The sequence below is a fragment of the Massilia sp. PAMC28688 genome, from assembly GCF_019443445.1.
GTDB lineage: Bacteria > Pseudomonadota > Gammaproteobacteria > Burkholderiales > Burkholderiaceae_D > Telluria_A.
This window is the reverse complement of the sequence record NZ_CP080378.1, coordinates 3,243,916-3,255,984: the sequence shown is the minus strand read 5'-3', so window position 1 is coordinate 3,255,984 and position 12,069 is coordinate 3,243,916. Positions and strand designations below refer to the sequence as shown.

Sequence of the window (12,069 nt, the reverse complement as noted above, 5' to 3'; positions counted from 1 at the left end):
AGCTGGGGCTCCTGCGCAACAAATCAGGGGTAGCTAAACACCCATACCACTCAAGCGGTCACAATCGGCGACGAATGAGCCGCTCAGTGGTGGCAACAGTGCAAATACCGATTTTAACATTGGCCACCGTCGCCCTCGCGGAGCTTGCAGATACCGAACTCGGCGCTCTCTGCGCTTTCGCAACGCTGACAAAAAAACGACCGCCAGCCTAATCTCCTTGAGCCATATGAATGGGCCGCTATTCTAACGCAGAATATCCTAAATGACGGACTGAGTTTGTCGCGACATTGTCATGAAAATGCCCGCCCTGACGGTGTGACAGCGACAGGCGGCCATGCATGCCCTTGTCGCATCTATACAACATTCGCGCCTTATGCTCCAGCTGCAGTCTAAGAATACCTCCGTGACGCACTGCCACTGCGCTGGCGTCAGGGCGTGCCCGTAACCATAGTCCCAGCGGCGAGGGGGTAAACCTGCAACTCCCTGTAAATGGCCAGGGTCTGCTCAATGACGCCTCCTTCCGAGAACTCCTGCTCGGCCATGCGGCGTCCCGCAGCCCCCATCGCACTACGCTGCGAGGGCGATTCCAACAACTGACCGAGCGCGTCGGCTAGCGCGCCCGCGTCACGAACGGGCACCAGAAGACCGTTTTCACCGTGGCGTACTACTTCGCGACAGCCAGGAACGTCGGTAGTAATAATAGCGCGGGCGCAAGCTGCCGCCTCAAGCAGGGCCTTCGGCAGACCCTCACGGTATGATGGAAGGCAGACGATATTGGCAGCGCTTAACAAGGCCGGCATGTCGTTACGCAAGCCGAACCATTCGACCACGCCTTCCTCGACCCAGCCCTGGACGAGTTCGGGCGCAATGCCGGTCGGGTTATCGCGATCAATCCTGCCGGCAATGGCAAAGCGCGCCGTAACGCCGCGCCGGCGGAGTATGCGCGCCGCCTCAACGTATTCGCCAATTCCCTTGTCCCACAACAGGCGCGCAGGTAATACCACTAGTGGGAGCCCCGCGGGTTCGGGCTGCACTGAAAAATGCGCGAGGTTCACGCCTGCGCCGCGAATGATGCGGATACCAGTGCGGGGCAAACGCGCAACCTGCTCAAACAGGGCGGCGTCGTCCTCGTTCTGGAGGATCAGTCGCTTGCGGTCTCCAGAAAGTAGCCAGCGAAAACTGAATGTGAGCGCACGCTTGAGCAAGGCCTTGGAGCGGGAAGCGGAGGTGAACACCGAACCCATGCCGCCCAGTGCATTGACCACGACTGCCCGGCCGCTTAAGCGCGCCAGAAAGCTCCCGTACAGCGCAGGCTTCAAGGCCACTTGATGCAGTAGATCTGGCTGGACCCGGCGATAGATGTTCCACAGGCGATATAAGGCCAACAACTCACCAAAAGGGTTGGTCGAACCGCGCTCGACCTGCCATGGAACCACGTCAATGCCATGAGAGCGCACCAGCTCGCCGTGCTCGCTCATACGCGCCGCCAGCGTTACGTGGTATCCCGCAGTCCGTGCAGCAATCGCCAATGGAAGCCTATGCGAGCAAAAATACCAGTCTTCGGTCACCACGAACAACAGTTTCGGCGCTCTCGATCGCGCGTCCGCCATCAGCTGCGCCCCGCTTCCAGGTAATACCGGGCAGCCTCCGCCAAGCCGTCAGCGACCCGATGGGTCGGCGCGTAACCGAGCAGCGTCGATATCTTGTCGATGCTTGCCTGCGAATGACGAACGTCGGCCGCACGGAATGGCCCGTAGGCGGGTGCCTGCGTGCGAGCCCCGGGGAATCGGCCGCTGACAAGCTCACGGATCAGCCAGTACAATTCCGTCAGTGTAGTGCGATCACCCAGGGCCACGTTGTAGATCTGGTTGACGCTAGCCTCATCGGTCGCAGTGGCGGCCAGGATGTTGGCCTGCACAACGTTGGCGATGTAGCAGAAATCGCGGCTGGTCTCTCCATCGCCGTTGATCTGCACTGTCTCGCCCTCGATCAGCGCCTTGAACCATCTCGGAATGACGGCAGCATACGCGCCTTCCGGATCTTGCCGGGGACCAAACACATTAAAGTAGCGTAGTCCCACCGTCTGCATGCCATAGCACCGCCCAAATACGTCGGCGTACAGTTCGTTCACCAGCTTCGTCACTGCATATGGTGACAAAGGCTTGCCAATACGGTCTTCCACCTTAGGCAAAGCCGGATGATCGCCGTACGTTGAGCTCGATGCGGCATACACGAAGCGCTGCGCCTTGGCATCGCGGCTGGCGGTGAGCATGTTCAAAAAACCGGTGACATTAGCGTCGTTACTGCGACCTGGATTGGCCAAAGAGCGAGGCACACTGCCTAATGCTGCTTGGTGCAAGACCACGTCCACGCCCTCGCAGGCGCGTGCACAGCTTGCTGCATCTCGGATGTCGCCTTCGTGAAACTGAAAGCGGGCCCACCTGGCACTACCGACCTGGGCCCGGACCAGGTCCATATTACGCCGGTGGCCAGTTTCAAAATTGTCCAGCCCGACCACGCGCTGGTCCAGCATGAGCAGTGCCTCGAGCAGGTTTGATCCAATGAAACCAGCCACGCCGGTGATCAGCCAGGTGCGTGGCTGGGAGCGCAGCATCTGCTGCACGTGCTCGTATGTCGTCATACTGTTACCTTTTGCGGTCGCGCCAATGGCCAAGGACCGCTTATCTCTTATGTGAAGTAGTTAATAAGGGTCGCCCCACGGGGCGCGACTGCCCTTTTAGAAGATGAGATTGCCACAATGCCACGATGGCAAGTCGGCTATTATACAAAAAAACGCACTCGCGCGCGCTTGCGCTATCGGCAGAGGCGCAAATGGGGGGGTAGCGGGGCAACCAACGGCTCACTTCCCACCTTGGTGATGTTTTATTCGCTGCAGCACGACGGCCGCCGGTCCCCTGCAGCAGCCAGGTGGGACACCGGTCGATTCCATCGCCCTTCGCCCACAGTGACTGTGACGCCGACGGCGCATGCAGCGCGTTGACATCTCGGCCCCGCTACATTACAGCTATGGCGACGAGCAACGACGCTTAAGCGCCTGCTTGGGGTCAATGCGCGATACCGTCGCGCCGGAAAACCTTCATGATAGTCAGGAAGATGACTTTGCAATCGAAAGCAAGCGACTGAACATACAGGTACTCATGGTCCAGTTTCACCTTTTCCGGCAGAGGCAACTCATCGCGCCCATTCACCTGCGCCCAGCCCGTCAAGCCCGGGCGGATGGCATGGACACCACAGCCGGTGCGCATCGCAATCAGATTGTGCTGGTTGTACAACGCCGGACGCGGGCCCACCAGACTCATCTCCCCCTTCAGAATACACCACAGCTGAGGCAGTTCATCAAGGCTCCACCTGCGCAGGAACCCGCCCACCGGGGTCAGGTAGGCACCCGGCTCAACCAGCAGATGGGTCGCTACGACCGGGGTAGCGACGCGCATGGTACGCAGCTTGGGCATGGAGAAAATTTGATTGTCCTGGCCTACCCGGTCGGACCAGAACAGGGCTGGGCCCCTTGAGGTGAGCTTGACGAGCAAGACGAGTAGGCAGACGGGAATAAACAGGAACAGCGCGGCGACGACGGCAAGTGTCAGGTCGAGGAGACGTTTCATCATGGTCGATCAGCTGTCGGCTAAATACGCGGCCATCGTCTGGGCGAGTGCCGTGGGCGGATCGATGACTGGTGTCCACTCTAGCGCTTCGCGGGTTTGAGCGATATCAACCTGGAGTGAACCGAGAACACGCTCGGCCATGGCCTGCCTGCCAATTATGCGGGCGCCGAGGCGTAGGAGGCCGGGCGGCACCGACAGCAGGTACGCACGGCGCGCGGCCGCCGCGGCCAGCAGCCTGATCAGTTCCGGGGTACTGAGGTCGACGCCGTCCGACACCAGCCACACCCGTCCAGGCGCCTCCCGATGCTGTGTCACAACGATCAGCAGGTCGACCAGATTGGCCAAGGCGACCATACTGCGCCGGTTGTCGACCCGCCCGAATGGCAAGGGCCAGCCGCGTGCAGCGAGCACGATCAGCTGCCGGAAATTTGCTTTGACCCCTGGCCCGTACACGAGCGGTGGGCGAACCACTACGATGTCCATGCCGCTGCCGCGGCCCCAAGCGAACAAGGCTTGCTCGGCTTCCAGCTTGGACTGGCCATAAGGATCCTCGGGCCGGGGCAGGTCACAGGCCCTGAAGGGCATACCGTGCGTGGCTTCACCATTGACCTTGATACTGCTGACAAATACGAACCTGCGCACCCCGGCTGCATGGGCCTGACGGGCCAAGTGCATCGTTGCGGCGACATTCATTTGGCGAAAATTCTCAAGGGGGTCAGGTGCCTGCTCTTGCATGACATGCACCCGCGCAGCCAGGTGCACCACGCAATCGATACCCGCCAGCGCCCTGGTCCAATCGGCGCTGGCGCCCAGGTCGCCCACTGCGACCTGTCCCGGCGCGGGACCGGCACGCACCGCGCCGCGGTGACCGATGCCGCGCGCTTCCAGTTCCGCGCACAGGGCGCTGCCAACGAAACCGGTAGCGCCGGTGACCAGAATGCCGCTCATGACACTGCCACCGTCGACGGCGCGGTTGGAGGCAACCCTCCCGGCGACCGGGCATGGCCCATATCAGGCGACGTAGTAATGTTCCCCTTGAGGCACGGCAGCGTTCGCCCGGGCGGGCCGGCCCGGCCCGGCCGAACGCGCGAGGCAGCATTTCCGAGGAGGGGCCCTGCCGCGGCGGTAATCGCCAAGCCCGGGTGCAAAACAGGACAACCCTTTGGCACATTACAAAGCGGACGGACAATAGATGAGCGGCGCGTGTTGCCAGCGACCACTGGCATGCTCGGGTAGCCGCTGGGATAGTCAGCGTTGGCACGCTCCGGAGGGGGCAGATCGGCTTCCCTCGCAGTTGGGCTGCCAGCGCAGGCAAATCGTGTGTCGATATTCATCGTCAGCTTCTGCGGGGATGGTTACTGCTGCTCGAGCCAAGCCTGGAACATCAGCACATCCCACAGCTGATACTGCCAGTTGCGCTGGCCCGACACATGTTCATCCCAGGTCTTACGTACCAGGGCAGCATCGAAAAACCCTTCCTCGCGCAAGCGTGACGCGCCCAGCAGCTCCTCGGCCCAGGGCCGCAACGGGCCACGCAGCCAGGTGCCGATCGGCACGCCGAACCCCATCTTCGGACGCTCGATTAAATGCTGCGGCACGTGACGGTAAAGCACCTGGCGCAGCGCCCATTTCGTCTGGCCATCGCGCAGCTTCATCGATTGCGGCAATTGCCAGGCAAACTCCACCACGCGGTGGTCGAGAAACGGCACCCGGCCCTCAAGCGAGACCGCCATTGCTGCGCGGTCCACCTTGACCAGAATATCGTCGGGCAGATACGTCATCATGTCCAAGGCCATCATGCGCTGCACATCATCGAGCCCGTCCAAGGCCGGGGCCGCCCCGTTGAGCAAAGTCGGCGGTTCCTTTCCATCCAGCACCGCGGCTGCCGGATTAGGCCAGTGCGACACCAGGCGCAGGTAGAGCGCTTCCACTGACTCGCTGTCGAGCACCCCGGCCCCCTTGTGCAGCTTGTCGCCTGTATTGGCCATGCGTGCGGCGCGCGGCAGCACGGGAGCCAAGGCCGATGCCAGGCCGTTCCAGGCCGAGGTCGGCACACTGGTGAGGCCGCTGGCGACAAGACGCCGCAGCCCCAGCGGCATGGCGCCCAGCTTGCCCCACAGGCGGCTGGTCAAGGCATAGCGGTTGTAGCCGCAGAACAGCTCATCTCCGGCATCACCTGATAGCGCGACTGTCACCTCGCTGCGCGCCAACTGCGATACCAGAAACGTGGGGATCTGGGAGGAATCGGCAAACGGTTCATCGTACAGGGCCGGCAGGCGCGGAATGACGGCGCGCGCCTGTTCCGGTGTCACATAAAGCTCTGTGTGCTCGGTACCAAGATAGCGCGCCACGGCAGCAGCGTGTTCAGCTTCGTCATATCCCGCCTCATGGAAACCGATGGTGAAGGTCTTGACCGGGCGCACGGCCTGGGAATGCATCAGCGCCACCACGGTCGATGAGTCGATGCCGCCGGACAGGAAGGCCCCCAGCGGCACGTCGGCCATCATTTGCTGCCGGACCGCATCCTTGAGCAGAACCTCCAGCGCGTCTACTGCCTGCGCAGGACTACCTGCGAACGGTTCGGCTACTCCCTGTCTGGCCACCCTCGCTGCGCACCAGAAGGTTTCAATGATGGGCGCCGGTGCATCCTGGGATACCGTCAGTAAGCTGCCGGCGCCAAGCTTGCTCACTGCTTGGTAGATCGAGTAGGGCGCTGGAATGTAGTTGTGGCGCAGCAGCAGGCTGATGGCGCCGCGGTGAATGGCAGGTTCAAAACGCGGATGCTGGCGCAGCGCCTTCAGTTCTGAACCGAACAGAAAAACCGCATCGCGCCCTTGCCCCATCCAGCCGTAATACAGCGGTTTTTCGCCCAGCCGGTCACGCCCGAGCGTTAACCGACGCTGGGCCGCGTCCCACAAGGCGAAGGCGAACATGCCGATCGCCTTTTCCACGGTGCCCCGCACGCCCCAAGCGTCAATGCAAGCGAGCAGCGTTTCGGTATCGGAGTGTCCACGCCACTGTGGCGCCCTGCCTTCCCGCTCCAGAGCCAGGCGCAACGCCATGTGGTTATAAATTTCGCCATTGAAAGCCAGCGTGTAGCGCTCACTTACCGACGCCATGGGTTGGTGCCCAGCCGGTGACAGGTCCACGATAGCAAGGCGGCGGTGAGCAAATCCGATCTCGTGCTCGGGAACGCACCACAGACCTGCGTCATCAGGCCCGCGGTGGGTGATGGCGTCGCTCATGCGTCCAAGCAACGCCAGGGTACTGGCCCGCTCTTGCGCACCGCCTCCGAATATCCCGACAAAACCACACATTAGCTCTATCCTTGCATTGTTAATTCGTCATAAATCGCGGTGAAGCGTTCGCCTGCCCGCGTCATCGTATAGTGCGCCAGGATGCGCTGCCGTGCCGCCTGCCCGCTTACGCTGCGCTGGGCCGGCGCCATCCGCGCCAGTTCCAGCAATGCCTGCCCCAGCGCTGGCGGATCGGCCACCGGGACCACTGCGGCCGTATCGCCGACCAGCAAAGCGGCGTCGCCAGCGTCGGTGACCACGCACGGCACTTGTAGAGCCATGGCTTCGCCCACCACGTTTGGAAAACCCTCTGTGCGCGAAGCGAGGCAGAACACGTCCATCGCCGCCAGGCAGGATTGCATGTCGCTGCGTTCGCCGAGCAGGTAAAAGCGTTCAGCAGCTCCGCTTTCGGCAATCCAGGCCATCAGCTCCGGGTTGGCGTCGGTAACATCGCGCCCCACCATCAGAAACCGCGCGCCAGGCAGGGCCTGTGCTACCACGGCACTGGCCAGTACGAAAATGTCTTGCCCCTTGTCAGGATGAAAGCGGCCGACACATCCGATGACGATGGCATCTGCATTCAGGCCGAGTTGGCCGCGCAGGCTGGCACGGGCCGCGGCCCGCCCGGCCAGCACATCGGTGCCAAAACCGTTTGGTACGACGCGCATGCGCGCGTCATCGTAGCCCAAGCTGACATGGGTACGCCGCGCCGCTTCGGCCACGCAGGCGATCACCGAGGGAACGCGGCGGGAAAGGCGGGCACAGGCGGCGCGGATCAGACGCAGCGCGCGCGCACCGTGCCCCGGCACATCGGTACTGCGAATGCCCCAAATGACGTGAGGCACACCGGCCAGCTTCGCCACCACGCCACCGATCAAGTCAGCATGGTACATCCAGGTCTGAACAATTACCGGGCGGCGCTGGCGCAGGGTCCGGAACAGCAGCAACAAGCTCGACAGCGGGGCACCTTTGAAATCAAAAACCAGCAGCTCGATGCCGGCGTCGAGGAAGCGTTCACGCATCGCGCCGCCCGGGCTGAGCGAGGCGACCACGTGCTCGTAGCGTCCGCCACGGGCATGACTGGCCAGACGCTGCAGTGCCATTTCGGCACCCCCGACCTTCATCCCGCTGATGATATGGAGAACCAGCATCAGGCCACGCCGCGGCGCCAGCGCGCACCTAGGTATTGCCACAGGGTCGGATGGTACCAGACTGCCGACGTCAGATCAGCACGCCTATGCCGCACTAGCTTATCGGCGGCAATGTCCTCCAGCGCACGTTGCATTAGCGGAATCCCGGCAATATATTGCTTAACCGGATAGGTCAGAAAATTGTCGCCAGGCTCAGCCGTAAAGGTGGACTGGTAAATGATGTCGCCAGTATCGATGCCGCGATCGACCACATGGACAGTCACCCCAGCCAGGTGCGGCTGGCCCTGGTACAGCGCCCAGTAACCGCCGTGCACACCCCGGTAAGCTGGGGTAATGCCGCAGTGGGTATTGAGGAACACGGCGCGGCAGCTATCGAGCACTTGGGGGCTGACGATCCGGGTGCCGTTGAGAATCACCACGTCGGGATCCTGGGCTGCAAGCCACTGGCGGCAGTCCGGATCATTCACGGAAGCAAAGCGCTGCAAGGCTATGGCAGGAGCCTGGCATGCCAGTCCAGCTGCCGCCAGCAGAGCTTCACGGCGCTGCTGGCCGCTACGGCGCAACACCGGCAGCAGCAGCATGAACAGCACCTGCCCCGCCACGGTCCACCAGCCGAGCCGGGCCAGGCGGCGCTTTAGCAAGGTTGCGCGGCCGATCGGGGTTTCCAGCACCACTTTTAGGTCGGGGAAATAAGGCATCAGGCTGTTGACCAGCATCCATGTGCTGTCGCTGTCGGTGGCGAGCACGATCAGCTTCATGCTTTCGCCCTGCCAGCGAAGTCTGCCATATTGGCTGAGCGCATACCGTAGCGTTCGCGCAGCTGCCCGAAGTGGTTCAGGATCGCTTCGAGCATGACCAGGTTGCGCCCTGTATGGCAGCCAAAGTTATGCGGATGCCACCATAGGTGGAAGTCGCTGCCTGCAATGGCAGCCTGCGTCATCGCCGCCTTGATGCGGCGCAGCCGCAGTGGCTCGAGCGCAGCGAGTGAAGGCGAGAACGGCCGCAGGAAGCGGCTGGCCGGTAGCGCTACCAGGGCGCCCGGGCCATGGGCCGGGTAAGCGGCCATGGCGCCGGCCAGCGGCAGCCAGGCGTCAGCCAGGCGCACCAGACGGCCCAGTGCGCCACCGGGCACCTGGTGGCCGTCGCGGTATAGCACGTGGTCCGGATTGCTGCGGTAGATTTTGACTCCGGTTTCAGGGAGCACCCTGAGATACGCCGGCAGCACTTGGTTGCGCGGAAACACTATACTGGTGAAGGCCAGGCCCAAGTCTGCGCCAACGGCGCGGGCGCACTGCATGTCGGCCATGAATTGTTCGGGCGTGGCGCCCGGCTCGCCACAATAAAAGTGCGAAAAAGTATGGGTGGCTACCTCTTGCCCCTCGCTGTCGCGTATCCGCTTAACCAGCTCGGGGGCGAAAAACAATGTTGGATACTTCCGCACTGTGGCATCCATCGCGTAAGGCGAACAACCGGAGCGCGCATAAGCGGGGAGCCGTTCCGGGGCCACGGCCCGCCAATGGGCATGGTCACGGCACATCAGCATCCCGACGGTGGCCCAGGTGGCACGCACCCGGTGCCGTCCAAACGCCGCCAGCATAGCCGGAATGGCTTCGAGCTCCCCCCGGATATGGTCGCCATACTCGTCCACGGTACGGACATCGGCAACACCCCAAAACATCTCGAAATCAAGCGATATGATGAAATTTGACAAACGCATTTTCCTTCTTGAGCAGTGGGGGTGACCTGACGGATGTGGTCGATATTGGTCAAACTCACCAAATTTTGTTCGTGCCGTACAAGCTGACCTCTGCCAGCTGTAGAGCTACAGCATTTGCTCGGCTGTGGCCTGAGCCTAGCCCAACAATAAATTGAGCACCATGACCGCCCCGCCATCACGGTGGGCTCGGTCAGAGGCAAGTCGCCTGCAGGCAAGCGACAACGGCGCCGGGCGATAAGCGCTGGTGCCGCGGCAATGCCGCCAAGCGCAGCGCTTGCGGCCATCAGGTCAGCATCGGCGAGTGCAACGGGTCAGCTTGGGCCGACTGCCAGGAGCGCGAGCTCCAGCTGCGCCATGTTCAGCCCGCTGCGCAAGAGTCATGCCAAGCGATGCCCAGACGAGGCGCGCGCCAACATGAACCGACACGCCGCGCCAGCCGGGCGTAACCGAAGGCCCGCCGGTATCATACCGCTCGCGCACAAGATCCTTGGGAAAAGGCACAGGCACAATGAGCCTCACAGGCCGGTTGCGCCTTCGTTGGATCCGGGCGATAGTGCGGATACAGCATTCCACCATCGCTACCTTATTTCCGGGTTCCACTTCCTGCCGCGGAGCCGCGCAGGCAAATCGACTACGAATTATAGCATGTTGCCACTTTCTAACGCGACCCCGGGGGTGTGCCCGGGCGCGCCACTGCGTCCTTGGAAATCTGGCATTAAAAGGCGAAGTAGGCCGGAACGATCGCCCTTCGCGTGCAGGTACACGCGGCGCGTCCAAGTGTCAGGCGTACAAAATGCCGGTCCCGCCCTTCCCAGCTATCCATCACAGTCACGCGAGCTGCTCCCGCCCCCACTTCCGCAGCAGGCTGAAACAGGCGGCAAAGCCGGTGCCTGCAGAGTATAGCGAACACGGCGTTGCCCGCAGTCCGGGCAGCACACACCTGGCGCAATGACCTAAACAAACCCCTCCTTCCCCGCAAACCACAATGCTGCGCATGCGTGCAAAGTTTGGCCCAGCGCGGCCAGAATTGTCGGCGTTCGGTTCGCCCAGCGCCTGCCACCTGCAATACCCCCCCAGGCTGGCAGCGGCGACGGCCGTGCGCCGGACCGCTCACGGTACTGGTGCGCGCGGCGCTGGGCCATGCATCTCGCTTGCGCGCAGTCCGAAGCGTTCCAATACAACCCACAGGCAATGAAACTGCGCCCAAGCATAGATAAACAGTACTTGCACTCGCTGGCGCGCCCCCTGCAACTCCTCAAAAGCCCCGTAAAACAACAACATTGTAAGGAAATAGATGAGTAGCAGCCGGTACACAGGCGCCTGGCGCCAGAGCATCACGGCGCCGGCGATCAGCGCTGGCAAGAACGCCCAATGCAGCAGAGACGGGATCAGTAGAAAGGTGTACTCCGGCTCCAATGACCACGGGCGCGGGATCAGCATCACTTTGACGGCGCCAGAGAGCATCCCCGCACCGGCGTCTAGGCGCCCGATGCCCTCGGCGATAGCCGCCCATCCCATCACCGCAACATACACGCCAGCAAGAAGGGCGGCAGAAGCGATGATGTACAGCCGCGCCCGCCCACTGTTGGCGAAAAACACATAAAGTAACACTGCGCACAACATAAGCAGCGGCACATAAAAACGGATCCAGTAAAACAGGAACAGCAGCACCAGCAACGCCAGTGCATGGCGCAGCCTGCGCTGCTGGAATAGCGCCAGGCCGGCGTAAAACGTGGCAACCGTGAGCAGCAACACCAGGGAATCTTTGAGGTTGGCGATACTCGACCAACTGAGCAGTTCCCAGTGCAGGGCAAACATCACGAACAAGGCACTGCAGTACAGGCGGCCAAACTGCAGGCGGCGAGCAATGCCATGCAGCAAGTTGGCCGACACAAAGGTGAGCGCCACATTCATGTATACCGGGGCGGCATAGGAGCCGCCGAACAGCCATTGCGCAATCAGGTTGTACCAGTCGTAGAGAATGTGCTGGCCGCCGCTGTTGGTAAACGAATAGATGATCGCATCCTGGTCAAATAGGGACAGCGGCGTGTACCCCTCTGCCAAGAAGTGCTGTCCCGACTCGTAATACTTGATGCCGTCAATGAGGGCCCAGTCGGGATTGAAAAAGAAACCGAAATAAGCGAACGGCAGCACGGCCTTGGCCAGCGCAACAGCCACGGCCACGGGTATGGAGACCACGCGCGCCGCCACCACGACGCCAAACAAGAAAATGGCGAGGGTTCCCAGCAGGAGTTCTATGCTTAAGCTGAAATCCATGA

At 62.0% G+C, this 12,069-nt stretch carries 9 protein-coding genes; all 9 read right to left on the bottom strand.

What is annotated here, in order from left to right; translation table 11 throughout:
- Positions 1–428: 428 nt before the first annotated feature.
- Entirely contained in the window at positions 429–1,610 is a 1,182-nt protein-coding gene (locus tag KY495_RS14525; RefSeq protein WP_229518307.1) for a glycosyltransferase family 4 protein, read from the bottom strand.
- Positions 1,610–2,641, bottom strand: a complete 1,032-nt coding sequence (locus KY495_RS14520; protein WP_219880114.1) for an NAD-dependent epimerase/dehydratase family protein — start codon at positions 2,639–2,641, stop codon at positions 1,610–1,612. Before KY495_RS14520 ends, KY495_RS14525 begins: the two co-directional genes overlap by 1 nt.
- Before the next feature lie 424 nt (positions 2,642–3,065).
- Positions 3,066–3,626, bottom strand: a complete 561-nt coding sequence (locus KY495_RS14515) for a sugar transferase (RefSeq protein WP_219884255.1) — start codon at positions 3,624–3,626, stop codon at positions 3,066–3,068.
- A gap of 9 nt (positions 3,627–3,635) precedes the next feature.
- Positions 3,636–4,574 (bottom strand): NAD-dependent epimerase/dehydratase family protein, encoded by a 939-nt coding sequence (locus KY495_RS14510; protein WP_219880113.1) that lies wholly within the window; start codon positions 4,572–4,574, stop codon positions 3,636–3,638.
- Between the two features lie 407 nt (positions 4,575–4,981).
- Entirely contained in the window at positions 4,982–6,943 is a 1,962-nt protein-coding gene (gene asnB, locus KY495_RS14505) for an asparagine synthase (glutamine-hydrolyzing) (RefSeq protein WP_219880112.1), read from the bottom strand.
- A gap of 5 nt (positions 6,944–6,948) precedes the next feature.
- Positions 6,949–8,073, bottom strand: a complete 1,125-nt coding sequence (locus tag KY495_RS14500) for a glycosyltransferase (RefSeq protein WP_219880111.1) — start codon at positions 8,071–8,073, stop codon at positions 6,949–6,951.
- Complete coding sequence (locus KY495_RS14495) at positions 8,073–8,831, bottom strand: formyl transferase (protein WP_219880110.1); 759 nt, start codon at positions 8,829–8,831, stop codon at positions 8,073–8,075. Before KY495_RS14495 ends, KY495_RS14500 begins: the two co-directional genes overlap by 1 nt.
- On the bottom strand, positions 8,828–9,784 hold the full coding sequence (locus tag KY495_RS14490) for a polysaccharide deacetylase family protein (protein ID WP_219880109.1): 957 nt from the start codon (positions 9,782–9,784) through the stop codon (positions 8,828–8,830). Before KY495_RS14490 ends, KY495_RS14495 begins: the two co-directional genes overlap by 4 nt.
- Positions 9,785–10,900: 1,116 nt before the next feature.
- A complete protein-coding gene (locus KY495_RS14485) occupies positions 10,901–12,067 on the bottom strand; it encodes a hypothetical protein (protein WP_219880108.1) in 1,167 nt (388 codons plus the stop codon).
- Positions 12,068–12,069 lie beyond the last annotated feature (2 nt).